Origin of the sequence: Facklamia sp. P12950 (assembly GCF_050409465.1) — a bacterium.
Classification (GTDB): domain Bacteria; phylum Bacillota; class Bacilli; order Lactobacillales; family Aerococcaceae; genus Facklamia.
The window spans coordinates 50,912-76,904 of sequence record NZ_JBNUPK010000007.1 but is presented as its reverse complement, the minus strand read 5'-3'; the positions used below and the strand labels follow the sequence as shown (position 1 = coordinate 76,904).

Sequence of the window (25,993 nt, the reverse complement as noted above, 5' to 3'; positions counted from 1 at the left end):
CTTGAAATTTACTCCTCTACTTTAATGTCATTCGTTGGGTCTTTTGTAATTTTGAACCTTTCAACCTGCTGGTCAGTAGGAGACTTTTTGGCTGAGCGACCAATTTGTCGTTTATTTAACGACTCACCATTTAGATGAAACATTAAGAACTTGCCGTACTTTTGCTCTAGAAGAGCCCAAGCAATTAAACTTAAGGCAGACAAACTAGTAATGCATGCTCCCAATAAAAGGCCTCTCGGCTGAAAGATCATTTCAAGTTGATGTTCGCCAGCTTCTACTTGAAAGGCCAAAAGAGAATCCCATATTTTTTCGTCTTCTACAAGTTCTCCATCGACCTTCACTTGCCATCCTTGGTCGTACGGAATAGAAGTAAACACCCAAGGGCTATCTTTAATTGTAATCGAACCTCTCACATAGTTGGAGCCCCACTCTTCTATTTGTATGGCCTCTGACTGCCGGTCTTCGATTATTTGGTTAACCTTATTTTGATCCATTTGGTAAATCTTCAGATCTGTCAAATTGAATTGTCGGTCAGCCTTAATAATGATCTCCAACTCTTGTTCTTGACCTTTGGCTTGATGGGCAATATTAAAGACTTGATTGGCTCCGAATTTAGAGCGATAATCGTAATTCTGTCCATTTAATAAAATGTCGACTTCTCCCTTATAGGTTGATAAACTGCGCGGAATATCGACAAAGTAGGAATCATCAGTAGTTGGCGTAAAAATCAACTTCATTGAACCATCCAGTGTATTATCTTCACGAGAAAAGATTTGACCTCCTGATTGTGTCGCTCCATGAATTAAGTTGGTTAAAGTCACCTCGGTCTCAACCAGTTTGAAAATTTCTGTATCATCTGATAGGAGAGCTTGAGCAATCGCATTTTGGTTAGCGATCGGTCGGTTTTCAATTAAATTCAATTGAGCTAACTGATTACTTACTCCAAAAGCAATCGGCAATGTTTTAGGAGTTTGGAAAATGGTAAATCGATCGGTTTCATCTACCTTATTCGCCTCATTAGTAATATCTAGGCGTGTCACATCCGTTGGAAAAATATAAGTCTGATCAATAACAGCTTGATCATCACTTGAAAAGGGTTCATTATTTACAAAATACTTCACTCCGAATAGAGCATCAGTTAAAGGAGTACCATAATAATAAATAGATGCATCAATCGCTGAATTTCCTAGTTCTTCGAACAAATCTCGTGTAGAGCCTTCTAAACTAGAGGTGAAGGTTGTCATTCCAGGATAACTAAAAGTCATCGGATCATTTTTAGACCGATAGAATGTTTTAGAGATACGGTAAAAATCGCTTTTGTCTGGACGAATTTTATCAATAGATTCGTCAATGACATCCAGTGCATTTTCAAATTTAAAAGCATTGTTATGATTTAGTCTTCCCTGGGAAAGATAGGCATTGGCACTTAACTCTCCAAAACTTAATAATAAAACTAGCAGCCATTTAAAGTGAGGCTGTTTTACTAAATAAAGAACCAACCACATTAGCCCAAAAATAAAGGCGGAAGCTTGTCTTTGTTCAGGAGTCAGGAAAGAATATTCCTTGACCATCACTACAGACTGAATTAAGAGGGCAATAGCTATTCCAATGAAAACTTCCTGGCTTTCAATCACTTTATCCTTGAGTCCTTGATAAGCTAATAAAATAAGGAAAAAGACTAGAATCCAAGAAAAACGATAGAAAAAGCCTGCTGGATTTTGTCCCATATGCCAAATCTTGCTAGTGAATTCATGGGTCATAGAAAAGAAGAAGATAGTTAAAACAGTAGCGCTCGCCCATTTATGGCTGGTTTTAATTGTTTTCGATAGGAAATAACTGATTACCCCCACCATAGCTAAGGACCCAACATATATGTTGGGTAAGTTCGGTCCCGCAGACCATGACTCATTATCAAAAGCCCCTATCATTAACTTAGCAAAGATATCTAATGGATTTATTTGTAATTCCCAATCAAAAGATAGAGTCGATTCCAAAGCAGCTTTTGAAAAGAGTAAGTTATAAATGTTAGGCACTAATAATAGAGCTGACAGTCCAATTCCTATTAGAGAAAACATACCTAAGCGAACAACATTTTGTCCTAAAAATTTAAAATAATGGTCTTTATGTACTTGGTAATATTGAACAAACAAATAATAAAAACTATAGAATAAAATAAACAAGCAAATCATATAGCCCATATAATATTGAATGATCATAGTCGAAGCCAAAAGAAAAATGTAGGTGTAAGGCTTTTTACCATCCAGTACATTTTCTAGCGCTACAAGTAGCAGAGGCATTAGCCATAATGCATCCATAAAAATAGGTGTCATTTGATAAGACACAGCGAAACCATTCAAGGCATAGGTGGTAGCCAAAATCAAAGTCAAATAAGGTCTTTTTTGGCCACCATGGCGTTTAATAAGATAATAAGCCATAGATAAGCCCATAGCCCCATACCGCAACCATACCGATAAAAATATAGCATAGGTTATCCATTTCATGGGTAAAATTAAATAAAATATATTGAAAGGACTCATTAAGTAATAAGCCCAAGCCCCAATCATATTTCCTCCAATTGATTTGGTAAAAGAATAAAACAAAGCGCCAAAATCACCTGAATAAAAAGAATTTCGCATAAATATATATAAATCAATAAATTGCTGATTAAAGTCGATAGCTAAGAAAGACTTTTCTCCAAAAGGAAAGAAATCATTAATAAACCACCCTACCAGCATTAAGGCCAAAGGAGCCAAGCCGCTCATTCCATAAATCCATGTTTTTTTCTTCATTCCTGGTCCCCCTTCTTAATATTGCTTTCTTCAATAATATAATGAGGCCTTCCCTTTACCTCATAGAATATTTTACCAATATATTCACCTAAAACCCCAATGGAGACTAATTGAACGCCTCCAAAAAATACAATTGTAAAAATAGTGGTGAAGTAACCTGATACTGCTTGACTCGGATCACTAAAGTAGTTAAAAAGTAACCATATAATATAGAGTCCGGCAATTGCAATACAAGTTAAACCTAAGCCAAAAATCATTCTTAAGGGATGATTAGAAAAGGATAGGATTCCATCTAAAGCGTAGTTTAAAGACTTTTTGAATGACCATTTTGTTTGTCCTGCTTGTCGTAATTCATTTTCATATTCAATGACCGTTTCCTTAAAACCTATCCAAGAAAATAATCCTTTAGAAAAACGATTATACTCTCTTAATGAGGTAATAGCATTAATGGCTGGCCGTGATAACAGACGAAAATCCGAAACACCATCCGTCAATTCGACATCCATCATGGTGTTGGCAACTTTATAAAAGATTTTTGCAAAAAAACTGGTTGTTTTTCGTTCGCCATCTCGACTTCGCTTGGCATTCACCACATCATAGCCTTCTTGATATTTAGCAATCATTTCTTTAATTAAATATGGCGGATTTTGTAAATCTCCATCCATAATAATAACTGCTTCGCCACTGGCATGATCAAAGCCCGCTAACATTCCAGCCTCCTTACCAAAATTGCGACTAAATGAAAGGTATTTAACTCGCTCATCTTGTTCAGCAATTTTTCGCATCAATTCTAAGGTGTGATCGGAGGAGCCATCATTCACATAAAGTAATTCAAATTCGAACTCAACCATTGTTTTCAATTCTTTACTTAAAACTTGGTGAGTCTTTTCGATCATTTCTTCTTCATTATAAAAGGGAATCAAAATTGTTATTTTCAATGTAGGTCTGCCTCCCCTTCAAAATAAATTTTACGTGTCACGAAATTAAAAATCATCACAACAATACCGATCAGTACCTTAGAAATCATTACATCCCACTTGAGCCAATCTACAAAGATCACCAAGCCGATTAGGGTGATTAGCAATCCGATAACACTTAAAATGAAAAAAGCCAGGAATTCTTTATGTCGTTCTCCTGCTTCAAACTTACTTTTAAAAACAAATTTCATAGACAGGTAATAGTTATAAAAGGTAGCTACTACAAAAGCAATGGTTGCGGCAATATGGTGATTAACACCAAATTGATAATTAAGCAAATAGAGGATCCCCATATCTAGTAGGGTCGCTGTCCCTCCAACAAAAACAAAACGAGTGATTTGCTTCATTAATTTTATCATAATTTCCGTCCTTTTCTTTTATGTACACCAATTATTATATACTAAGAGGGGGGGACTTTCATCCTAGCTTAGAAGCTTCAAGCTATTTTAAAGATTTTGTCTTAATAAGGACACAAAAAAGACGATTGAATTTCTGATATGCCCCCTGTCAAGTAGACAGATAAAATATCATTCAAACAATCGTCTATTGTTGTCACATCTTAAAAGATACAGTTTTTAAAGATTTTAAGCTAAAAATGCTAAAAGATTTGAAATTAGTATTCCAATAAATGTTCCCGTACTTACACCTATTAAGGCCATTAATACAGCAATAGGCACTAAAGATTGAGAATAAGCCGCTGCTAAAACTGGTGCAGATGCTACTCCACCTATATTAGCTAATGAAGCCACCCCACATGTGAATAAATCCAACTTAAAAAGCTTAGCTATAATTAACATTAATATGCCGTGAACTAACAAAATAACAAAACCAGTTAAAATATAAGCTGGGGCTTGGGTTAATTCGGCAAAATTTGAAGTAGCTGCAATTAAACCAATTAATAAATATAACAAAACATTAGATAGCTGTGGGGCACCCGGAATCTTACCTAAAGGTGTCATAGCGCACGCTAAACCAATAAAAGTAACGATAATGATTGTCCAGCCTGTTTCAAAGTTACCAGGTAAGTAGCCAGCTATCGTTTGTGCTAGGGCAGTAAAACTAAAAGCTAAACCTAATAACAGTAGAATATGATGATGCTCAATGGCTGTGCTAATTTTATCAAATTTAATAGTTAAATTTTCATTCACTTTATCTATGACAGAGGTGTCAGCCTTGGTCCATTTATTAAACTTTTTAGCAAAAGGTACCATAGCTAACAAGAACATTATCCACATTGAATAATCAATCGAATCAATCAAAAGAGTGTATCCCATACTTTCACTATTAAGATTTAATGATTCCATAACAGCAGACATATTTTGGACGCCACCTACCCAACTACCTGCTAAGGCACCAAGCGTGAGCGGAGCATCCGGCGATAGGATGCCTTTGAACAGGGTGAAAGCGATTACAAAACCTATTGTAATCGTGATTGTTGCTGAGAAAAATGATAGGATCATTTTCCAGCCTAACTTGGCAATATCTCTTAAATCAGCTCTTAGAAGCATTAGAAAGATCATAGCTGGAAGAATAGCATCCTTAATCGCTCCCCTTGCACCCAAGACTTCCTCCCCTTGCCAAAAACCAAAGGTTGAAAATAACATCGTTCCAAAATAAACTATTATCAGTGCTGGTACATAAGTAAAGAACTTCGAATCCTTATACTTGCTTTCAAGCCAAACCATTACACCTATGAAAAGTAACATGAAGGCGATAAAGTGAAATCCATTCGTAATCATAAAAAACCTCCTTTTATTTTACCACTGTTTGATAACGCTTTCAAAGTGGCTAGTTTTATTTTATATTAATTTTAAAAGTGCGTCAATGAAAAATTTAAGTTTCTCAATATAACAAAAATTAGTAAACTTTTACATATGATAAATCAAAAACTCACAAGTTAAATTCTTAAGAATTTTCAAGTTCTAAGACATTTTGTTGTGAGTTTATTTCTATTTATTTAAGCTCTAACCAAGAATCTCCATAATGATAGTCTACTTTTAGTGGAACACTCAAATCAGCAGCCTCCTCCATCACTTGTGGAACTATTTTTTCTAAGATCGACATTTCTTCTTCTGGTCCTTCAAGGATCAATTCGTCATGTATCTGTAAAATCATGCGTGATTGAAGGTCTTCCTCTTTCAAGCGCTGATCTAAATTAACCATGGCAACTTTAATAATATCAGCCGCACTTCCTTGAATTGGCGAGTTCATAGCAGTTCGTTCTGCAAAGGAACGAACATTAAAATTGGTAGCGTGAATATCCGGTAAATAACGTCGGCGATTGAAGAGTGTTTTTACATAGCCTCTTTCTTTAGCTTCTTCCACAATCGTTTCCATAAATGTTTTGATGCCCGGAAACATTTCAAAGTAACGATCAATAAAAGCCTTGGCTTTTTTACGGGTAATGTTTAAATTTTGTGATAAACCATAATCAGAAATTCCATATACTATTCCAAAGTTAACTGCCTTGGCTTGGCGACGGTGGTCTGCACCTACTGCCTGATCATCTTCTAGGTTAAAGACTCTTCTAGCCGTAGCAGAGTGGATATCTTCATTATTTCTAAACGCTTCTTGCATGTGTTGATCTTGCGAAATATGAGCTAAAACGCGTAATTCAATTTGTGAATAATCCGCCCCAAATAACTTCCAGCCCTTCTTGCTTGGTACAAAAGCTTGACGCACTAGCCGTCCTTCTTCGATTCGGATTGGTATGTTTTGTAAGTTAGGATCAGTGGATGAAAGACGTCCTGTTTGAGTTAAAGTTTGGACAAAGCGTGTGTGAATCTTACCATCTTCTTTAATATAGGGTGGAAGCCCTGCTAAATAGGTCGACTGTAATTTTGCAATCTGTCGATAGGCTAAAATAGCTGGGACAATAGGATGCTTGTCTTTCAACTTTTCCAAAACATCAGCTGCTGTAGAATACCCGGTTTTAGTTTTCTTGATAATAGGCAAGCCTAAATCTTCAAAAAGAACAATACCCAATTGTTTAGGAGAATTCACATTGAAAGTTGAGCCAGCCATGTTATGAATTTCTTCTTCCATTTTTTGCATACGAATTAGAACTTGCTCATTTTTTTCATCTAAAGTTGAACGATCAACCTTTATGCCACCGATTTCAATCTTGGCTAAGGTTTGAGCCAAAGGTAACTCTATTTCATGATAGAGGTCTGTCATCTCTAGTTCTTCTAAACGATTTTCTAATGGTTGTTGAACTGCTTTTAGAGTTTGTAATTTATTGGCTAAATGTTGGTAAAACTGATCCTTATTTTCAGGTAAAGCTCTTTTTGCTCCCTTACCATAGATCGTTTCATCGTATTGCACTGTCACTGGCAGATTTAAAAGATTAGCCACATCCGCAAGTTCTTGGTTGTTTTTTGTATCAATTAAATAAGTGGCAATCAAAACATCCATCATTATGCCATTAATTTGTGTATCGTAACGGGAAGCTATGACCGCTTCACGTTTATAATCAAAAAAGATTTTTTGCTTGTCTTCGTTAGTTAACCACTCTTTAAAAACTTGACTGCTAAAAGCTAAGTCTTCAGGAAGGATGTACAATTGATTCTGTTTAAAGTCTAACCAAGCGACCGCTTTAATAGGGGCAAAGTGATAATTGTCCTGTAAGATTTCACTGTAATACACTGCTTGATCAGGTAAGATAGTGGGTTCAATCCGGTCTGCTGAATCGATTACTTGGATGGAAATTTCAGGTAAATCTTCTGCTGCTTGATTAATCGTACTCGACTCCCCTTGCTCAACTTGCAAGTCTTTCAAGAAGGATTGAAAGTCCATTTGACGATAGAACTCAGCTAAAGCTTGATAATCTGGTTGGGGCAAAAGAGTCTCCTCAATTGTCAATTCTATCGGTGCATCATGAAGAATACGAGCTAAATCTTTACTCATCCTTGCATTAGCTTCATCATTAATAATGTTTTCTTTCATTTTAGAAGCTTTTAACTCATCTAAGCGATCATACATGGCTTCTACTGAACCAAACTGATGAAGTAATTTAAGTGCTGTCTTCTCACCCACTCTAGTAATACCTGGGTAATTATCAGATGAATCCCCCATAAGACCTTTCATGTCAATAATTTGTAAAGGCTCAATCCCCCATTTTTCTTGGATTGATTGAGGGGTGTATGCTTCTAGGTCAGAAACACCTTTACGCGTAATATACACAGTTGTTTTATCACTGGCTAATTGAGTTAAATCTTTATCTCCAGATAGGACAATAACTTGATCTGCTTGGTTTGCTTGATAAGCAAGAGTTCCTATAATATCATCCGCTTCATAATTACTTAAAGAATAATGTTTAATCCCATAGGCTTCTAACAGCACACGAAAATATGGCATCTGCTCTTTGAATTCAGTAGGTGTCTTTTGGCGTCCACTTTTATAGTCTTGATATTTTTCTGTCCGAAAAGTGCCACCACTCTTATCAAATGCCACTAAAACATGGGTTGGCTTAAATTGACTCAAGACATTATCTAACATTCTCTTAAAAGTGAAAAGAGCATTAGTATGAAGACCTGATCGATTTTTAAAACGTTCAATATCAAGGATTGAAAAGAAAGAACGAAAGGCTAAACTCGATCCATCAATTAAAAGTATGGTACGTTTTGACATTATGTCACTCCTTTATTTATGCAAAAAGCCAACGAATTCGCTGGCTTTAAGAATCAAATTACATTATAAATTTTTTACATGAAGACTCGCATAGGCTGTTTCAAATTGACGAGCTAAATGGTCGATATCTCCCGCTCCCATGAATAAAAGGACTTCATCTTTGTAATCCATAAGCGGTGAAAGATGATCTTTCGAAATAATTTCAACTTTTTCATTAATCATTCTAGCTAAATCTTCAATTTTGACATCACCTGATTGTTCTCTAGCTGAAGTAAAAATATCAACTAAATGAACATGATCTGCAATTGATAAAGCTTCAGCAAATTCATTAAGCAAAGCTACGGTACGACTGAAAGTATGGGGTTGAAAGATTGCTACTACCCGTCGATTAGGATATTTTTGTTGAGCCGCATCAATTGTTGCTTTTATCTCACTTGGATGGTGGGCATAGTCATCAATAATAATTAAATCTTCAACTTGTCTTACTGAAAAACGACGCTTTACCCCCTGAAAGCTTGCCATTTGTTCAGCAATGTCTTTAGCCTTAAATCCTTCTAAATAGAGTAAGGTAATAACCGCTAAGGCATTTAAAATATTATGCTCGCCATAAGCAGGAAGGTGAAAGTGTCCAAATTTTTCTCCTTTAATATATACGTCAAAATCAGAGCCTTTTGGCGTACGTTGAATATTATCAGTATAAAACTCTTGGTTATCATTGAGGCCATAGCGATAGACAGGAACATTTGATTGCAATTTAGATAAAAATGGGTCATCCCCCCAAGCGATAATTCCTTTTTTTGCTTGGTGGCTAAAGTCATTAAAGGCCGAAAAGACATCTTCAATGGATTGATAATAGTCTGGATGGTCGAAATCAATATTGGTGATAATCGCATAATCAGGTTGATAGGCCATGAAATGACGGCGATATTCACAAGCCTCTAAGGCAAAGTAGGTAGATTCTTCATCGCCAAAACCCGTACCATCACCAATGAGATAAGAAAGAGGAGCTAGTTTTTTTAAAGTATGGGCCAGCAAACCAGTCGTAGAAGTCTTACCGTGTGAACCTGTGACAGCAATTGAAGTGTATTGTTTTAATAAGTCACCAATAAAGGTATGGTAGCGATAAATAGGTAGACCTAATTCTCTCGCTTTCACTAACTCAGGGTGTTCATCATTAAATGCATTGCCTGCTATAATCGTTTGCCTCGCTTGGATATTATCGGCTGAAAATTCTAGAATTTTGATGGATTGATTTTCTAATTCTTGTTGTGTAAAGAAATAAGTAGCTACATCACTACCTTGTACATGGTATCCTTCACCATGTAAAACCAAAGCAAGGGCAGACATACCAGAGCCTTTTATTCCCACAAAGTGATAAACAGTATTTTTATCTAACATTATTCATTATCCTCCTTAGTAAACAAGAGAAAGGATTGCTTGTCTTTCACTAAACGTTTGAGTATCTGACGGTCAACTTTTTTCATAGTCCAACACTCTTGCTGCCCTTCTTGCATCCGTTGAACAGCTTTCAAGGAATGATCAATATTGGCTAAACGTTCTTCTATTACTTGATTGCCTTGTTTAGTTTTTTCTCTTTCGCTTGTAGACAATGAGTTATTATAATCCTTTTGCAATTTGTTTTCCATATTATTCCTACGATAATCTTTATTATGCAAGAAAGGAATATCATAAGCATAAGAAAACTTTGTCTCATTTGGCTCATTTTCAAACTGTTCATCTAAAGTTTTCTTGCTTTGCATGGCTTGACTAGCTTTTTCAAGTCGGTAATGCTTTGCTTCCCGTCCATAAGCTGTTTGATAAGAGGATGATAGTGGTTTGTCTGAAAAGCTTTCTAATATTCCTGAACCGGATTCAAACCACCGATCAGAAGGTCTATCTGACATTCTATTAGATTCTATCTTCTTTTGAACCTTTTTAAAAGCGGGCTCTTCTAAAGCGTGTTCAGAACTACGATGACTCCCCATACCAAGATGAAATTTTCTTTTCTTGTTTCCAGCTAAGTGATGACCTTTTTTGAAAGCTGGACCTTTATATTCAGAAGTCATAGCGATCTCCTTTGTGATTTTTCTCTAAATTAATAGCTTTGAATTACTTCTGCTAAACTTGTTCCTACTTCAAAATGATTCGGCAATACCCAGATGCCTGGATCATTTTGAATATCTTCTAAACCAAGCTCTCGGGTAGAACAAATCATACCTCTAGAAGGAACGCCTCGTAATTCACCAGGCCATATAATTGCGCCCGAAGGCATCACTGCACCTGATTTGGCCACTAAAACTTTTTGACCCTGCGCAATATTAGCTGCTCCACAAACAATTTGTAAGACTTCATCTTCGCTCACTCGTGTTTGAGTAATATTTAAATGGTCAGAATCTTCGTGAGCTTGACATTCTTCAACGAATCCAACCACAAATTTTTCTTCTCGATCGATTTCGACCTCTAAATCAAAGCCTGCCTCTTTAATGAGGTTTTTAACCAGCATTTCTTGTTCTTTATTTAATTTAACAAGACCTTGACCCTCCACTTTAAAATGCTTAGATAAACGATGAATATTAATACCCATCACTTGATCATTTGTCCGATCTCTAATTATGGTAACATCCCCTTTGCGTTCGTAGCTAAGATGATCTTCATCCGTTATTCCATTAGTTAAAAGAAGCACATCGCCAATTCCTTCTTTATTATAAAATGCTAAACTTTTCATTTAATTGCTCCTTTTATGATTTAATAATCGTTTCATAAGTCGTGCGATCAAAATTACGTACTAAATGCAAGAGCATTGCTTTGGCTGCTTCATAATCTGAGATAGTAAATAAAGTTTGATGGCCGTGAATATAACGTGCTGGAACTCCAATCACTGCACTAGGAACACCCTTATTCATAGTATGAGCAGCTCCAGCATCAGTACCACCTTTAGAGAAGAAACATTGGTAGGGAATATTATGGGTGCTTGCAGTATCTTCAATATACTCGCGCAAGCCCTTGTGAGTAATCATACCAGGATCTTGGATTCTCAGTAAGAACCCTCCACCTAATTGCCCTTCACTTTGAGTCGCTTTTTCAATATCATTTGCTGGTGAACAGTCCACCGCTACAAAAAGATCCGGTTGGAATTCATGAACGCCCCCTCTAATACCTCTTAAACCAACTTCTTCTTGAACACTTGCTCCAATAATTAATTCATTATTGAGTTCTTCATTTTGAATTTCACGAAGCGTTTCTAATACAACTGTACATCCATAACGGTTATCCCATGCTTTAGACAGAATTGATTTACCGTTTGCTGTCTTAATAGTTTCCACTTGGGGTACAATTGGATCGCCTAATCTCACTCCAAATTCTTCTGCTTCTTCCTTAGAAGTAAATCCTGCATCAAAAAGAATAGAATCAGCCTTAAGCTGTGATTTAGCGCCTTTTTCTCTTAAGAGATGAGGAGGAACTGCTCCAGATACAACCGGATAATCGCCTTTTTTAGTTTGCAACGTAAAGCGTTGGGCTGAAATCACATAAGGGTTCCATCCACCAATTGGGACTACTCTGAAAAGGCCTCGATCGGTAATTTCACGAACCATAAAGCCCACTTCATCCATATGCGCTGCCACCATTAAACGAGGTGCTCCCTCTTTCTTACTATGTTTGATACCAAAGATATTTCCTAAACTAGACTGATGTATTTCATCAACAAGCGGAGACATTTCTTGATGCATGAAGTCTCTAACACGTTTTTCGTGACCTGAGATTCCTTGTAATTCAGTTAACTTTTTTATTAAGGCAAAAGTTTGATCGTTCATAAAATTTGTGGCTAAGCCACACCCTCCTCATCTTTATTTGACTTATTATTCTCCTTTTATTCTGTCACAAAAATACTTTAAAAGCAATTGGCGTACAAGTTTGAAAAGTATTCTTTAAATAAAATTTATGGTATGATCAAGATAAGTTTCAAAAGCGATAAGAAATTAGATTACTTATCACAAATAGGAGGAAAGATATGTCTCAAAACAAAAATTACAGCTTACTAGGAACAATTGTGTTGATATCTGGAATTGTTATTGGTGCTGCAGGTACGCTATTATATAAGGAAAATCGCCCCTTAAACGCTGGTAAGGTATTAGAAAGTATTCGTGAAGCCTTCGCGCTTGAAGGAGAAATCACAGGTTCTTGGATCGATTATGACCCTATTGAATATACTACCTACAATTCCCGTCCATTGGTATACACAGGAGGCATCTCACGTAAGGAAAATGACCAGATCGTTCACTACCACTTTGTTGCAGATATCTATACTGGAGAAATTTTAAATACCTTCGAAGCTTAACTTACATACATTTTCTAAGCACTTTAAGGTGCTTTTTCTTATGTTCAAATTTTACTAATCCATTTATACTTTTAAAATAATCTATATATTATTATTTATAATCAAAAATAAAAGCTGTTGACCTAAAAGATTAGCATGTTAGAATAAAGAGTATCACTTTAATGAAAGGAGCGAGGTTATGTACCATGATAGTGAAGAATGGCAAATAACCCCATTGAGCGGAAACACTGGTCAAGCTTATATGGGCGTCAGTAAAGACGAAAAAGTCTTTTTTAAACGTAACACCTCGCCCTTTATCGCTGCTTTAGCTGCTGAAGGTATTACCCCTAAACTAAAATGGACTCAAAGAACTTATACGGGAGACATATTAACTGCTCAAGAATGGGAGGAGGGTCAATTATTAAATAAACAGGATATGGCTAACCAAGAAGTCATTGGTTTGATCCGCTCTATCCACCAAAACGATTCTCTTTTGAATCTACTCAAACGCGCAAAAGCTCAGGAGTCGTCTCCTCTAGATTTAATAAAGGATTATTATCAAGGTCTACCCCATTCATTAAAGTTTCACAGCTATTTTAATCATATTATCCAGCAGATGGAGCACATGATTGATCGAGATTTTTTAGAGATAGACTACTGCATCTGTCACGGAGATCTTAATCATAATAACTTTTTGTTAACAAATGACCAACATTTATACTTAGTCGATTGGGATAATGTTAAAATTGCTGATCCACTATTTGATATCTGCTATCTACTTTGTCATTATTTTTCACCTACAGAATGGATGCAATGGTTTAATCTCTATGAATTTCCTATTACTGACTCCTTTCAAAAACGGGTAAAATGGTACAGTCTCCTAGCTTGCCTTAATCTGATTAAAGAATATTATGCAGAAGATCGTCATTATCAAGTCAATGAAACTGTTGTTTTGCTAAAAAACATCTATGAAAATTAAAAAGGAGAGACTATGAGATTACGTCATAAACCATGGGCCGCTGATAAATTAAAGGCCTATCCAAAATATGTTACTCAAAATCCCCAAGACTTTAAGGGGGAATGGCAAAAGCGTTTTGCTAAAAATCAACCCATTCATATTGAAGTTGGATCAGGTAAAGGACAATTTATAGTTGAAATGGCTAAAGCCCATCCTAACATCAACTATATTGCCATCGAATTACAAACTTCAGTAGCTGTTTCTATTCTGGATTTACAACTAAATACCCAACTAGAAAATTTACAAATTATTAATGCCCACGGTGGCGATTTGAACCATTTCTTTAGTGATGGAGAAGTCAACCGTGTATATCTTAACTTTTCTGATCCTTGGCCCAAGGCTCGTCATACTAAACGACGTTTAACTTCCCCTAAATTTTTAAGCCAATACCAAACAATTTTAAAACTTGATGGGGATATTCATTTCAAGACAGATAATATGAGTCTCTTTCAGTATTCTTTAGCTTCTATGAGTCAATATGGTTTCGTTTTTCGTCAAGTATGGTTAGATCTTCATCATAGCGATTTTCAAGGAAACATACAAACTGAATACGAGGAAAAATTCTCAGCCAAAGGTCACCCAATCTATCGCTTAGAGGCCTATTTCCCACAAAAAAATAATAGCTTGCTAAACACACAACCCCCTCAATAGGTATTCGTCTATTGAGGGGGGTATTTATTTAAAACTTTTCTGATTATGAACGGTGTTCTTTCAAGATTGACTCAAACTCATCGAGCCTTTCTTCAAAAACATCAAGCGTCGCTAAAATATAATTTGCTTGAGTCATATCTAAGCCAGCGTCTTTCATAGTATCTACAGCATATTTAGAAGACCCTGACTTTAAGAAACCTTTGTAATTCTCTAAAGCTTCTTTATCTCCTTGATAGATTTTAGCTGCAAAGTAAGTTGCTGCCGAGAATCCTGTGGCATATTGAAAAACATAATAATTATAGTAGAAGTGAGGAATACGTGACCACTCTAGCACAATCTCAGAATCTGAATTAACTGCCTCCCCGTAGTATTTAGCATTTAACTCACGATAATTTTCTGAAAGAAACTCCTGTGTTAAAGGTGTGCCTTCAGCATCTGCAGTATGCATAAAGTGTTCAAATTCAGCAAACTGTGTTTGTCGGAAGACGGTACCTTTAGCTCCGTCTAAGAAATGATTTAAGATGAATAGACGAATTTCGGGATCTTTATATTTGTCTAATAAGTAATAAGTTAATAAGTTTTCATTAGTAGTCGACGCAATTTCTGCTAAGAAAATAGAATAACCAGAATAGATATGCTCTTGGTTATTGCGACTTAAGTATGAGTGTGCAGAATGCCCTAGCTCATGAATTAAGGTATAAAGGTGATTAATTGAGTCTTGCCAGTTCATTAAAATATATGGCTTAGAATCATAGGTTCCTGAAGAATAAGCTCCTGATCGTTTACCGATATTTTCATAAAGGTCAATCCAACGGTCAGCAAAAGCTTCCTTCATTATTGCCACATAGTCTTCACCCATTGGTTTTACAGCTTCCAAAATAATCGACTGCGCCTCTTCATAAGTCACTTTAATTGGAGCTTCACCTAATAAAGGTGTATACATATCGTACATTTCTAAATCTTCAACACCTAGTAAGTCTTTACGAAGTGCTACATAACGATGTAAAAGATTTAAACGTGAATGAACAGCCTCTAACAATGTATCATACACTGACTCTGGCACATTGTTTTGGAAAAGAGCAGCTTGTCGAGCAGAGTCAAAGTGACGTACTTTTGCTTGATAATTATGAGCTTTCATTTGACTAGAAATTAAGCTAGCATATGTATTTTTAAATTGGTCGAAAATACTATAATATTTTTGGAAAGTTTCTTTTCTAACGCGACGGTCAGAAGATTCAAGCATCTTTCCATAAACCGAGTGCGTTAACTCTACTTCATGGCCTTCTTCATCCTTGATAGTAGGAAACCTCAAATCGGCATCAGTCAATAAGCCAAATGTTTTGCTTGGTGTGGCAAAAATTTCACCCGCTTTAGCCAACAAAAGCTCTTCTGCATGGCTTAAAGTGTGTGGGCGAAAACGTACTGCATTATCTAGAAACTGACGGTATTTTTTTAATGACTCATTGGTCTTAATAAATTCCTGTAGTTTCTCCTCATCAATCGCTAAAAGCTCAGGATCAAAGAAAGCTGTAGCTCCATCAAATTCAGTAATTAATTGCAATGTACGCGCTTGTAAGCTTTGTGAAGCAGAAACGGTTTGATCTTGATCACTGATTAAGTGACTATAAACATATAAGTTTTCAACGATTCTCTCAGTTTCTTTCATCGTTTCAATCGCTTTAACAAGCTGATCTGCACTTCGACCTAGCGTGCCCTCTAAGTCCTTCAAATCACCAATCATTTGTTGAGCCTTTGTAAAATCCGATTCAAAAGCTTCTTGGTCTTTATACATGGATGACAAATCCCAGGTATATTTTTCTTCTATCTCAGAACGCTTACGTGCTTTATGTGTAGACATAACATTACTCCCTTTTCTTATGATAATCTTAGTTTATCATAATTAGATCCTAAATGGGAACGGTATCATTAATTAATTAGATGATTTAAAAAAATTTTTCTGACTCTCTAACAAATCGTTTTTACTCCATTAATCTTTTTAGAACATAATAAAGAATATATAAAGTTTCTTCTAATATAGTTTTAGATTGGCCCATTAAAGGAAAGTGAAACATACTAAAGTGGTTGTTATCTAAATGTTCATTCATCCTCGAGGAAAAGGAAGAAAAGTTTAACCCCTCTCCTTCAGGGTTGATTTTCAAATTTCTATTCAGCCATAACATTGATTCAAAGGCCCAAATCCAAATCAGCCAGCCAGGCTCTTTCATCGCTTGCACCTGCCAATTATTAAAAACCCATCTGGGTATTTCTTCCAAGTTAATTTGATAGTTGTAGAGCTGGTTTAAGAAAACACGATAAGAAAGATTGGATTTTATTGATTGAATAATAAAAGAATAGTCAATTAGAGAAATACTCCTAGACTCGCTTCTTTTCAAATAAATATTTTTTACATCGCTCTTTGCTTTTAAGCTTCCATTAAGTGCCAATAGCCAATTTTCTTTATAAGAATAGCTTGTAAGCTTAATATCTAAATTATTTAAACTATAAACTAAAGGTATATGGTGATAACATTTTAATTCGTACTGATTTAAATCTAAAGTCCAAACGTGATAACCAAGTTTCTTTGAATATGCGATACAACGTCGAACCCATGTACTTAAGCCCCGTTGTTTAAAATAATAATCATCAATTAACCATTGAACTTGAAAACCGAGTGCTTGATAATTTTTTTGTCTTTTATCCATATCAATTGATGAAATGACTGATTTTTGATACTCAACTATCCAAGCGCAGGAGCTATCTTCGACCATAAGATCAGCAATCTGATTTATTTTTTCAAAAATAACCTCTTGCGCACATTCATAGCCAAAGTTTCGGAAATTATCTCGTAATAAATTTTTGGCCTGCTTATGTTCTTTACTTTCTCCTCTGTGAGTCTCTTTTAAACCAAATTTTAAATAAGTACCCTCATTTTTAATATCTAATGAACAAGCTTTTAAATGTCGGAAGTAAGAACGCCCTTTTTCTTTATTAATTAAAACTACTTTAGTTAAGCAGTACGGACAAACATAAATCTGATCCTTTTTTGCTTCTTTTGCATAGATTAACTCACCAAATTGATTTATTGCCGCGTACATTAATAACCCCCCTTTAATCTGAAATACAGATCTAAAGGGGGTTAGGTGTTTAATTGATTTAAAATTGATTTCCAAAGAAGAAGAGTGCATCTTCTTTTCTTAATAACTCACCGTGTTCTGCTAGAACAGATGCAGTGACCATTGATATTTCTCCAAACTCGAAGAGAGTCAATAACTTAGTTGCAAGTTTATCTTTACTTACTGTTCGTTCTAAATCATAGAGAATCAAGAAATAATGCGAATTCATATAATATAGATCTGAAACTAGCAATTCGCTTGGTATTTCACGAGCTAGTCTTAAAAAATTATCCAATGAACTAAAACGAATGACTCCTTCAATAGGTTGCTCTTGTGATAAGTCTTCATCTTTTGACTCAGACTTAGGATTAAATAAATTCATCATCGTCTCAATCGCCGTCTTCTTAGTTTTCTTATTAGTAGAGGAGCTTACTTGTTGATTCGATTCAGCAGTTGAATCGATCATATTTTCACTAGAGGATTCCTTCAGGGACATTTCTTTGCGTTCTTTAAGACGCTTCGTTAGTTCATCTTCCCAAACCTCATCAAGTTCCTCAACATTGGCACGGCTAATATACAATTCTAAGCCTTCGCTGTTAGGAATCACTTGGAATGTCACAGCTTCTGAATCGTGAAAATGATGGTCAATATCCACTTCTTCTAAAATTGAGTAAAAGAATTTTTCAATCCGTGATTGGTCCCCTATTAGGTCTAAAAAGTCGATACCCCGTTCTTCTAGATCCTCAGATCCAATTAGAACTTTAATTAGGTTATCATTTATATGCTCCATTTCCATAGCAATTCACCTCCACCTTCTTATCCATTATACTACTTACAAACAGACATACCAAGCATTATGTCATGTTCCGTAATTTTAGCAAAAATACATTGTCTATGCAAGCTTATCCAATGCAATTCTATTTATTCAAAAAAAGAGCCCGAAGGCTCAAATTTTTGTTTATTCATTTACCAAAGCACGAGCGTGACGCAATGCGCGAGCTCTTACTTCTCGAGGCAAGAAACGTCTGATTTCATCCTCGTTGTAACCAATCTGAATGCGTTTATCATCTAAAATAATTGGTCGACGCAACAAACCTGGTTGATTTTGAACTAACTCAAAAAAATCATTTAAAGGTAATTCGCTGATTTCTACATCTAATTCTGAATAGGCTTTTGACCGAGTTGAAACGATATCCTCTGTCCCTTCCTCTGTCATTCGCAAAATACCTTTTATTTCGTTTATCGTTAAAGGTTCAGTGAAAATATTGCGCTCTTCGAATGCAATATTATTTTCTTCTAGCCATGAACGGGCTTTTCTACATGACGTGCAACTTGGAGTTACATATAATGTTACCATTAAAAGATCATCCTCTCTTGTGAACATTCTTCTCTCTTAAAGACACGTACATATTCAATTATTGAACTTAAGATTTTATCATTTAACAATCAAATCTATTCGATACAATAAGTGAGTTTCACAAAGTATTTAGTACTACATATAGAATTATAGCAACAAAAATGCTTTAAAGCAAACTATAATCAATGATTAGTGTGTGACATTTATTAGAATTACTGATGAAAAACTGCCAGTTTGTGAAAACACTCAATCTTTTTTCATAAAAGCTAGCATTTAATTTTAGATAGGTTATAATTATTAATGTAAATATAAGCCATTAGAAAGAGGAAGATCATGAAAGAGACCATTTTTTCCGGTGTACAACCATCCTCCATACCTACTCTTGGAAACTATATTGGAGCCATGAAATCATTTGTTGATTTACAAGATAAATATCAAGCAACCTATTGTATTGTGAATCAACATGCCATCACAGTCCCACAGGACCCTGAAATATTGGTAAGACAAACTAAGCAACTAGCTGCCCTTTATTTAGCGATTGGTATCGATCCGAACAAATCCACAGTATTCGTACAATCAGAAGTACCTGCTCACTCTCAAATTGCTTGGCTCATTACCTGTCAGATTGGCGTAGGTGAGCTAGAACGAATGACACAATATAAAGACAAGTCTGCTAAACAAGAATCAGTTGGTGCTGGCTTACTTTGTTACCCGGCATTAATGGTTGGTGATATAGTTCTTTATGATGCTAAATATGTTCCAGTAGGTGATGACCAGCGTCAGCATATTGAATTAACAAGAAATTTTGTAGACCGTTTTAACAACCGCTACGGAGAAGACATATTAGTTAAACCAGAACCTATTTATCCAAATGCTGGTAAGCGAGTTATGAGTCTGCAAGACCCAAGTCGAAAAATGTCCAAATCAGATGAAAATGAAAAAAGTAAAATCTCAATGTTGGATGAACCGCGTCAAATCATTAAGAAAATTAAATCAGCTGTTACTGATTCAATTGGAGTCGTTAATTATGACACGGCTAACCAAGCTGGTTTATCCAACTTAATTGAAATTTACGCAAGCTTAAGTGCACAGCCAATTAAAAAGATCGTTAATCAATATCATGACTTAGGTTATGGTCGCTTTAAATCAGACTTAGCTGATTTAGTTGTATCTGTCTTAGAGCCTATTCAAAAGCGTTATAATCAGCTAATCGCAGGCGATGAACTTTATGATATTCTTTCTATAGGTGCAACTAAAGCTAATGAAACAGCTTCTCAGACATTGGCTCGTATGGAGAAAGTAATGGGTATACGATATAGATAGTACATAGCAAAAAACTGCCAACTTATTCAACAAGTTGGCAGTTTTCTTTAATTGTTTTGTGCTTCTTTCTCATAACACTCTTGACAAAACCCATAAAAGGATACTTCCATCGCTCTTACCTTAAATTTACCTAACTCTTTTATTTCGGTGTATATATCATTAAATTGATTTAAAAAAACATCTTCAATTTTTCCACAAGCTTCGCAAATTGTATGTCCGTGGGGGTGCACATTAATATCATAGTGTTTTGTTTTTTCATCAATGTTCAACTCTTGTAAAATGCCTGCATTCACAAAAGCACGAACATTATTATAAACTGTTGCTAAACTCATTTGTGGATAGTCTTGTTGAACTTGCTGGTAAATCTCTTCAACACTTGGATGCTTGACTTTTGTCAAGATTGTTTTTAAGATGGCTCGTCTTTGAGGAGTTATACGAACTTTACCCTTCTTCATTTTTTCTAAAAGTTGATTAATATCGGATTCAATAGCCTTTTCTGTTTGCATGGACAAACCACCTTCTAATATGTTTATATAGAAATGAATGATAATAAATTGAAGCTGTTACAATTTAACATTTTAAATTATATCCATCAAAAAATCAACTGACCGAGATCAGTTGATTTTGATTTTTTTATTCTACTTCAGCAGATTCTGATTCATGTTTCTCAAAAGTATATTTTAGAACTGGCTTACGAGAAGCTCCTGCTTCATCCAAACGTCTTACGGGTGTATTATGTGGAGCTGTTTGAACAATTTCAGGATTATTAATAGCCTCTTGATTAATCTTAATTAAGATATCTGCTACATAATCTAAGTCTTGCTTAGATTCTGTTTCAGTCGGCTCAACCATTAAACATTCATTAACATGCAATGGGAAGTAAGTTGTTGGAGCATGAATACCAAAGTCTAAAAGTCGCTTACCAACATCTTTAGCTGTTACTCCATAATCTTTCTTGTGACGACTTAAGTCCAATACAAAGTCGTTTTTGTTGAAGTTAGGGAATGGTGCATCAAAGTATTCATTAACACGTACTCGTAAATAGTTAGCATTAAGAACAGCATCTTCAGAAGCACGACGTAATCCTTCAGCTCCCATTGAGCGAATGTATGTATAAGCACGAACGTTTACACCAAAGTTTCCAAAGTTTCCTTTGATACGACCATAAGATTTCTCAGGTGTTTCAAGCTCATATTTGTCGCCATTTTTTACCACATTGGGTCCAGGAATAAATGGTGCTAATTTATCCACAACGCCAATTGGTCCTGATCCTGGTCCTCCACCACCATGAGGTCCAGTAAAGGTCTTATGTAAGTTCAAGTGACAAGCGTCAAAGCCCATTGCACCTGGAGAAGTTAATCCCATAATAGCATTTAAGTTTGCACCATCATAATAAGCAAGTCCACCCGCTTCGTGAACAATATCTACAATTTCCTTAGCATCTTTTTCAAACAAACCAGCTGTTGATGGGTTTGTAATCATAATACCGGCAATATTTGGCCCTACAGCAGCACGCACTGCCTCGACATCAATAATCCCTTCTGGAGTGGAAGGAAGCTCAACCGTTTCGAAACCAGCTACCATAGCTGTGGCTGGGTTTGTTCCGTGAGCAGAGTCAGGAATTAGTATTACTCGACGTTGCTCCAATTCTCCAATGGATTCAAAATAAGCTTTAAAAGCTAATATTGCTGCTAACTCACCTTGAGCACCTGCAGCTGGTTGTAAAGTTAATGCTGGAAATTGAGTGATTTCCTTCAAATATTCTTGTAATTCATACATTAATTGTAGTGCACCTTGAATAGTGTCTGGATCTTGTAAAGGATGAATATTCGCAAAGCCATCCATAGCAGCTACATCTTCGTTAATCTTTGGATTATACTTCATTGTACATGATCCTAATGGATAAGGACCTGATTCAACACCAAAGTTACGGTTTGAAAGTGCTGTATAGTGACGTACAATTTGTAGTTCAGAAGCTTCTGGTAAACGCGCAGGTTCTTGACGTGCATATTCTCCTAATTCTGATAATAAGTCATACTCTTCTACTTCAGAAACTGGCAAATCATAAGCTGTGTGCCCTTCTTGCGAAATTTCAAAAATCAATTTATCATAATCTTGTAAGATCATTATTTTGCCACCTCCACTAAAGCAGTTACAAATTTATCCATTTCTTCTTTGGTACGCTTTTCAGTTACACAAAGTAGATAGGCATTATCAACACCAATTGCTTTTGAAGCATCAAAGCCACCAACAAATCCTTTTTCAAATAATTCTTTATTGACTTGACGTACATCTTTATTTAGTTTGATAACAAACTCGTTGAAAAACGGTCTAGTGTTAAGAACTTCAAAACCTGCTGCTTTTAGTTCTTTCGCAAGATAATGTGTATTATTGATATTAGCCTGTGCTAATTCTTGAATACCAACCTTACCGTATGCTGACATAGCAATAGATGATGCTAAAGCGAATAAAGCTTGGTTTGAAGAGTAGTTAGAGGTTGCCTTTTCACGACGGATATGTTGCTCTCGTGTAGAAAGGGTCATAACGAATCCACGTCTACCTTCTTCATCTACTGTTTCCCCGACAATACGCGAAGGAATCTTACGCATTAACTTGTCATTAACGGCAAAGTAACCACAGTGAGGGCCACCTAAAGACATTGGTATACCGAAAGGCTGAACATCTCCAACAGTAATATCTGCTCCAAAAGCACCTGGTTTTTCTAGTTTTCCAAGAGCTAATGGATTAGCAGAAACAATTAACAATGTTTTTGTTCCTTCTAAAGCTGACTTAATTGCTTTTAAATCCTCAACCGATCCAAAGAAGTTTGGATATTGAACAATAACTGCCGCTACTTCAGCATCTAATTTAGCTTTTAAATCTTCAAGACTTGTGACTTCATTTTCAAGTGCTATTTCTTCAACAGCGTAATCTTTACCGAAACCGTAAGTTTTTACAGTTTCAATTGCTTGTGGGTTTAACCCTTTAGAAACTAATACTTTTTTAGACTTCTTAACATGGTTAAACGCAAGGTTTGCTGCTTCGGAAACTGCGTTATATCCATCATACATACCACAGTTTGCCAAATCCATACCTGTCAGTTCAGCAATCATTGTTTGCCATTCAAATAATGCTTGCAATTCTCCTTGAGATACTTCTGGTTGGTAGGGAACATAAGCAGTTAAGAACTCTTGACGCATAATAATATGATTAACAATCGAAGGTACATGGTGGTCATACGTTCCAGCACCTAAGAAAAAAGGCATTTGACTGGACGAAGTGTTTAGAGCCGACAATCTAGTCAGTTCTTTAACAATTTCCAATTCAGAAAGTGGTTCAGGTAAGTTCATTTTGCCTGTACGGCGTACATTTTCTGGCAAGTCAGAGAAGATATCCATAATATCTTTAACGCCAATTGTTTCTAGCATTGCTTGGCGGTCTTGGTCTGTGTTAGGTAAATATCTAAATTTTGCCATGATCTGCTCCTTAGTCTATTTTTTCTTTAATTCGTACTTTTTAAATTAATAGCAATTTTGACTTAAATATTAGAGTGACATAGAGTCACTCTAATAAACAAACCTTTAAAATTTATGATTATTCAGCTGGCTCTTCAGTTAAGAATTCTGATGTATCGATGTCTTCTTCAGTTTCAATTTCGAAGAACCATCCTTTACCTTGAGCATCTTCGTTAACTGATTCTGGTGCATCTTCTAACTCTTCGTTCACCGCAACTACTTTACCTGCAAAAGGTGCGTATACTTCAGATACAGATTTAACAGATTCTACTGTTGCGATTTCTTCTTCAGCATCGAATTCATCGTCGACTTCTGGTAATTCAACGTGAACGATATCTCCTAATTGCTCTGCAGCAAAAGCAGTGATACCTACACGTGCTTTGTTAGGTGCTAAAATTTCAATAAACTCGTGTTCTTCTGTAAAAAATACTTGTGACATTATAAATGACCCCTTTTCTTAAAATTGTTTATGTGCTCATTTTATCAAACATTTAACAAAAATGAAACCACTTTAGTTTAAATTTACTTACTAGCAGCTAACCAGTCTTTCTTAGTTAATTCTGCTTCAATTTCTTTACCGCGGATATCGATAATTACTTTATCACCAACTTTATAATCAGTGGCAACACGCATGAAACCTAGAGGGTATCCTAATGTAGGTGATTTCGTTCCTGATGTTACTACCCCAATCACTTCACCCTCTTGATTTTTAACTTCCATACCATGACGAGCGATTTGTTTGCCGTCAATCTTAAATCCTCGAGACGCTTCTTTCTTATCGCCGGCGCGATAAGCAGCAATTGCTTCTTTTCCGATGTAATCTGCTTCTTTAGCTTTTGGTGCTGCAAATGCAATACCACCTGCGATTGGGTTGACGCTCTCATCGAAGTCATTGCCATACAGTGGTAAACCAGCTTCAAGGCGTAAAGTATCACGTGCTCCTAGCGCACATTCTTTAACACCTAAATCTTGACCTTCTTCAACTAATTTCTTCCAAATCTCAAGCATATGTTCAGCTGGAATATATAGTTCGAAACCTTCTTCACCGGTATAACCAGTACGTGAGATTTGAACACGATCAAAACCAGCTACTACTTGATCTTGCTTATAAGAATAATATTCAATCTCTTTCAAGTTAGTATCTGTAATGCGAGCCAATAATTCTTCAGCATTTGGTCCTTGAACAGCGATTAATCCCCAGTCATAAGTTTCATCTGTGATCTCAACTTGACCCTCTTGATTATGATCATGCATCCATTGAACAATCTTTTCACGGTTAGAGCCGTTTGGAGTTGCAACAAACTCGTCATCATTGCGGCGGTAATAAATCAAATCATCTAAGATGCCGCCATCTTCTTTACATACAGCGGTATATTGAGCTTTTCCGTTGAAAGTAGCTTTATGCACATCATTAGTGATTAATCCGTTCCACCAGTCATAAGCATTCATCTTAGCCGATTTAACACGAACCTCTCCCATATGTGAAGCGTCAAATAAACCTACTGCATTACGAACTGCCTCGTGCTCCTCAGCAATTTTGGTGATTTGAATTGGTAATCCCCATCCACCAAAATCTGTAATCTTGCATCCTTTTTCGATGTAATAGTCATACATAGGTGTTTTTTTCAATCCATTTTCATCTAATTGAACGTTTGTCATTATACTATCTCCTTCGCCTTACTTGATTAAAATATCTTTGACTTGTGCGTAGTATTCATCTAATTGAGAGGACAATTCAGCGACCTTGTTGTTAGCAAGCTCATAATACTCTTCTTGCTTTTCCTTATCCTTAAGCTGTCCTCCATTAATATATAAGTTTAATGAAGAAGCCTGAACAGCCGAACGTAACATTTGAAGACCTACACCAACATCGGAAACGATGATTTTTTTAATTAAAGGAATAACCTTGTCAAAGCCCTCCACAATTTGGCTGACTTCTGAAATCAAGTCAACTGGAGGTTGAGATGCAATTACTAACCCACTTTGAATTGCTTCATTACGCACTTGTTTTTCTACGTCTGTTGCTCTCGGCATACCATACGCTTTAGAAAGTGGTTCAAACTCAGTTGCATCGCGGTCGATAATGTTCACAAAAATCTCTTTACTTTTTTCAAACTCTTCAATTTTTTTAGCAAGAAAAGTTTGATCCTCTTTAGACAATTTATCACTTTGCGAGAAAATCATAGCCATCAAAATAGCACCAATACCCAATCCAGCTGTAACGCCCGCTGCAGCCCCTCCACCAGGAGTTGGATCATTAGAAGCTAACTTGTCAATAAATTCTGTGACTTTTAATTCTTTCATTA

Annotated in this window: 23 protein-coding genes; 4 read left to right on the top strand and 19 right to left on the bottom strand. The window is 35.9% G+C overall.

From position 1 onward, the window contains the following. Window positions 1-8: 8 nt before the first annotated feature. From ACQV2Q_RS07020 to pepA, 9 genes are all read right to left on the bottom strand, one after another. Window positions 9-2,789 carry a YfhO family protein gene (locus ACQV2Q_RS07020; protein ID WP_428874852.1) on the bottom strand — a complete coding sequence of 927 codons (2,781 nt, stop codon included), beginning with the start codon at window positions 2,787-2,789 and terminating at the stop codon, window positions 9-11. Then, on the bottom strand, window positions 2,786-3,727 hold the full coding sequence (gene pgfS / locus ACQV2Q_RS07015; protein ID WP_428874853.1) for a glycosyltransferase PgfS: 942 nt from the start codon (window positions 3,725-3,727) through the stop codon (window positions 2,786-2,788). Before pgfS ends, ACQV2Q_RS07020 begins: the two co-directional genes overlap by 4 nt. Further along, window positions 3,724-4,125: a GtrA family protein gene (locus tag ACQV2Q_RS07010; protein WP_428873616.1), complete on the bottom strand. Its 402-nt coding sequence runs from the start codon at window positions 4,123-4,125 to the stop codon at window positions 3,724-3,726. Before ACQV2Q_RS07010 ends, pgfS begins: the two co-directional genes overlap by 4 nt. A gap of 225 nt (window positions 4,126-4,350) precedes the next feature. Next, window positions 4,351-5,505, bottom strand: a complete 1,155-nt coding sequence (locus ACQV2Q_RS07005; RefSeq protein WP_428874854.1) for a DUF819 domain-containing protein — start codon at window positions 5,503-5,505, stop codon at window positions 4,351-4,353. A 214-nt stretch (window positions 5,506-5,719) separates the two neighbouring features. After that, a complete protein-coding gene (gene polA / locus ACQV2Q_RS07000; protein ID WP_428882367.1) occupies window positions 5,720-8,395 on the bottom strand; it encodes a DNA polymerase I in 2,676 nt (891 codons plus the stop codon). 63 nt (window positions 8,396-8,458) lie between these two features. Further along, complete coding sequence (gene murC / locus ACQV2Q_RS06995; RefSeq protein WP_428873613.1) at window positions 8,459-9,793, bottom strand: UDP-N-acetylmuramate--L-alanine ligase; 1,335 nt, start codon at window positions 9,791-9,793, stop codon at window positions 8,459-8,461. Further along, a complete protein-coding gene (locus tag ACQV2Q_RS06990) occupies window positions 9,793-10,461 on the bottom strand; it encodes a hypothetical protein (RefSeq protein ID WP_428876497.1) in 669 nt (222 codons plus the stop codon). Before ACQV2Q_RS06990 ends, murC begins: the two co-directional genes overlap by 1 nt. Before the next feature lie 29 nt (window positions 10,462-10,490). After that, on the bottom strand, window positions 10,491-11,120 hold the full coding sequence (gene ytpR, locus ACQV2Q_RS06985; protein WP_428876496.1) for a YtpR family tRNA-binding protein: 630 nt from the start codon (window positions 11,118-11,120) through the stop codon (window positions 10,491-10,493). 13 nt (window positions 11,121-11,133) lie between these two features. Continuing rightward, window positions 11,134-12,207 (bottom strand): glutamyl aminopeptidase, encoded by a 1,074-nt coding sequence (gene pepA / locus ACQV2Q_RS06980; RefSeq protein WP_428882365.1) that lies wholly within the window; start codon window positions 12,205-12,207, stop codon window positions 11,134-11,136. A 197-nt stretch (window positions 12,208-12,404) separates the two neighbouring features. On the opposite strand from pepA, the gene ACQV2Q_RS06975 reads away from it, so the two are divergent. The 3 genes from ACQV2Q_RS06975 (at window position 12,405) to trmB (ending at window position 14,379) form a co-directional block, all read left to right on the top strand. Then, on the top strand, window positions 12,405-12,731 hold the full coding sequence (locus ACQV2Q_RS06975) for a hypothetical protein (protein ID WP_428873609.1): 327 nt from the start codon (window positions 12,405-12,407) through the stop codon (window positions 12,729-12,731). A 178-nt stretch (window positions 12,732-12,909) separates the two neighbouring features. After that, the gene (locus ACQV2Q_RS06970) at window positions 12,910-13,689 is read left to right on the top strand and encodes a phosphotransferase (protein ID WP_428876493.1); all 780 of its coding nucleotides are present in this window, start codon (window positions 12,910-12,912) and stop codon (window positions 13,687-13,689) included. A gap of 12 nt (window positions 13,690-13,701) precedes the next feature. Then, window positions 13,702-14,379, top strand: a complete 678-nt coding sequence (trmB, locus tag ACQV2Q_RS06965) for a tRNA (guanosine(46)-N7)-methyltransferase TrmB (protein ID WP_428874857.1) — start codon at window positions 13,702-13,704, stop codon at window positions 14,377-14,379. Between the two features lie 43 nt (window positions 14,380-14,422). Here trmB and pepF read toward each other — a convergent pair whose 3' ends face one another. From pepF to spxA, 4 genes are all read right to left on the bottom strand, one after another. Then, window positions 14,423-16,237 carry an oligoendopeptidase F gene (gene pepF / locus ACQV2Q_RS06960; RefSeq protein ID WP_428874859.1) on the bottom strand — a complete coding sequence of 605 codons (1,815 nt, stop codon included), beginning with the start codon at window positions 16,235-16,237 and terminating at the stop codon, window positions 14,423-14,425. A 121-nt stretch (window positions 16,238-16,358) separates the two neighbouring features. Continuing rightward, window positions 16,359-17,474 (bottom strand): competence protein CoiA, encoded by a 1,116-nt coding sequence (locus ACQV2Q_RS06955; RefSeq protein ID WP_428874860.1) that lies wholly within the window; start codon window positions 17,472-17,474, stop codon window positions 16,359-16,361. A gap of 58 nt (window positions 17,475-17,532) precedes the next feature. Continuing rightward, window positions 17,533-18,288: an adaptor protein MecA gene (locus ACQV2Q_RS06950; RefSeq protein WP_428874861.1), complete on the bottom strand. Its 756-nt coding sequence runs from the start codon at window positions 18,286-18,288 to the stop codon at window positions 17,533-17,535. 162 nt (window positions 18,289-18,450) lie between these two features. After that, window positions 18,451-18,849: a transcriptional regulator SpxA gene (gene spxA / locus ACQV2Q_RS06945; RefSeq protein WP_428873603.1), complete on the bottom strand. Its 399-nt coding sequence runs from the start codon at window positions 18,847-18,849 to the stop codon at window positions 18,451-18,453. A gap of 333 nt (window positions 18,850-19,182) precedes the next feature. On the opposite strand from spxA, the gene trpS reads away from it, so the two are divergent. Continuing rightward, entirely contained in the window at window positions 19,183-20,172 is a 990-nt protein-coding gene (trpS, locus tag ACQV2Q_RS06940; RefSeq protein ID WP_428874862.1) for a tryptophan--tRNA ligase, read from the top strand. A 47-nt stretch (window positions 20,173-20,219) separates the two neighbouring features. On the opposite strand, the gene ACQV2Q_RS06935 is transcribed toward trpS, so the two are convergent. The 6 genes from ACQV2Q_RS06935 to ACQV2Q_RS06910 form a co-directional block, all read right to left on the bottom strand. Then, the gene (locus tag ACQV2Q_RS06935) at window positions 20,220-20,678 is read right to left on the bottom strand and encodes a Fur family transcriptional regulator (protein WP_428874863.1); all 459 of its coding nucleotides are present in this window, start codon (window positions 20,676-20,678) and stop codon (window positions 20,220-20,222) included. Between the two features lie 127 nt (window positions 20,679-20,805). Then, on the bottom strand, window positions 20,806-22,299 hold the full coding sequence (gene gcvPB / locus ACQV2Q_RS06930; RefSeq protein ID WP_428873600.1) for an aminomethyl-transferring glycine dehydrogenase subunit GcvPB: 1,494 nt from the start codon (window positions 22,297-22,299) through the stop codon (window positions 20,806-20,808). Continuing rightward, complete coding sequence (gene gcvPA, locus ACQV2Q_RS06925) at window positions 22,299-23,648, bottom strand: aminomethyl-transferring glycine dehydrogenase subunit GcvPA (protein ID WP_428874864.1); 1,350 nt, start codon at window positions 23,646-23,648, stop codon at window positions 22,299-22,301. The genes gcvPB and gcvPA overlap by 1 nt, the downstream gene beginning before the upstream one ends. Before the next feature lie 118 nt (window positions 23,649-23,766). Next, window positions 23,767-24,126 carry a glycine cleavage system protein GcvH gene (gene gcvH, locus ACQV2Q_RS06920; protein ID WP_428873598.1) on the bottom strand — a complete coding sequence of 120 codons (360 nt, stop codon included), beginning with the start codon at window positions 24,124-24,126 and terminating at the stop codon, window positions 23,767-23,769. 83 nt (window positions 24,127-24,209) lie between these two features. Then, the gene (gene gcvT / locus ACQV2Q_RS06915) at window positions 24,210-25,346 is read right to left on the bottom strand and encodes a glycine cleavage system aminomethyltransferase GcvT (RefSeq protein ID WP_428873597.1); all 1,137 of its coding nucleotides are present in this window, start codon (window positions 25,344-25,346) and stop codon (window positions 24,210-24,212) included. Window positions 25,347-25,364: 18 nt separating this feature from the next. Further along, entirely contained in the window at window positions 25,365-25,991 is a 627-nt protein-coding gene (locus ACQV2Q_RS06910) for a cyclodeaminase/cyclohydrolase family protein (protein WP_428873596.1), read from the bottom strand. Between the last annotated feature and the right edge of the window lie 2 nt (window positions 25,992-25,993).

Coding starts and splice junctions, on each gene's coding strand:
- ACQV2Q_RS07020 (WP_428874852.1), bottom strand. CDS start 2,789: ATGAAGAAAAAAACATGGATTTATGGAATGAGCGGCTTGGCTCCTTTG.
- ACQV2Q_RS07010 (WP_428873616.1), bottom strand. CDS start 4,125: ATGATAAAATTAATGAAGCAAATCACTCGTTTTGTTTTTGTTGGAGGG.
- ACQV2Q_RS07005 (WP_428874854.1), bottom strand. CDS start 5,505: ATGATTACGAATGGATTTCACTTTATCGCCTTCATGTTACTTTTCATA.
- polA (WP_428882367.1), bottom strand. CDS start 8,395: ATGTCAAAACGTACCATACTTTTAATTGATGGATCGAGTTTAGCCTTT.
- murC (WP_428873613.1), bottom strand. CDS start 9,793: ATGTTAGATAAAAATACTGTTTATCACTTTGTGGGAATAAAAGGCTCT.
- ACQV2Q_RS06990 (WP_428876497.1), bottom strand. CDS start 10,461: ATGACTTCTGAATATAAAGGTCCAGCTTTCAAAAAAGGTCATCACTTA.
- ytpR (WP_428876496.1), bottom strand. CDS start 11,120: ATGAAAAGTTTAGCATTTTATAATAAAGAAGGAATTGGCGATGTGCTT.
- pepA (WP_428882365.1), bottom strand. CDS start 12,207: ATGAACGATCAAACTTTTGCCTTAATAAAAAAGTTAACTGAATTACAA.
- ACQV2Q_RS06975 (WP_428873609.1), top strand. CDS start 12,405: ATGTCTCAAAACAAAAATTACAGCTTACTAGGAACAATTGTGTTGATA.
- ACQV2Q_RS06970 (WP_428876493.1), top strand. CDS start 12,910: ATGTACCATGATAGTGAAGAATGGCAAATAACCCCATTGAGCGGAAAC.
- trmB (WP_428874857.1), top strand. CDS start 13,702: ATGAGATTACGTCATAAACCATGGGCCGCTGATAAATTAAAGGCCTAT.
- pepF (WP_428874859.1), bottom strand. CDS start 16,237: ATGTCTACACATAAAGCACGTAAGCGTTCTGAGATAGAAGAAAAATAT.
- ACQV2Q_RS06955 (WP_428874860.1), bottom strand. CDS start 17,474: ATGTACGCGGCAATAAATCAATTTGGTGAGTTAATCTATGCAAAAGAA.
- ACQV2Q_RS06950 (WP_428874861.1), bottom strand. CDS start 18,288: ATGGAAATGGAGCATATAAATGATAACCTAATTAAAGTTCTAATTGGA.
- spxA (WP_428873603.1), bottom strand. CDS start 18,849: ATGGTAACATTATATGTAACTCCAAGTTGCACGTCATGTAGAAAAGCC.
- trpS (WP_428874862.1), top strand. CDS start 19,183: ATGAAAGAGACCATTTTTTCCGGTGTACAACCATCCTCCATACCTACT.
- ACQV2Q_RS06935 (WP_428874863.1), bottom strand. CDS start 20,678: ATGCAAACAGAAAAGGCTATTGAATCCGATATTAATCAACTTTTAGAA.
- gcvPB (WP_428873600.1), bottom strand. CDS start 22,299: ATGATCTTACAAGATTATGATAAATTGATTTTTGAAATTTCGCAAGAA.
- gcvPA (WP_428874864.1), bottom strand. CDS start 23,648: ATGGCAAAATTTAGATATTTACCTAACACAGACCAAGACCGCCAAGCA.
- gcvH (WP_428873598.1), bottom strand. CDS start 24,126: ATGTCACAAGTATTTTTTACAGAAGAACACGAGTTTATTGAAATTTTA.
- gcvT (WP_428873597.1), bottom strand. CDS start 25,346: ATGACAAACGTTCAATTAGATGAAAATGGATTGAAAAAAACACCTATG.
- ACQV2Q_RS06910 (WP_428873596.1), bottom strand. CDS start 25,991: ATGAAAGAATTAAAAGTCACAGAATTTATTGACAAGTTAGCTTCTAAT.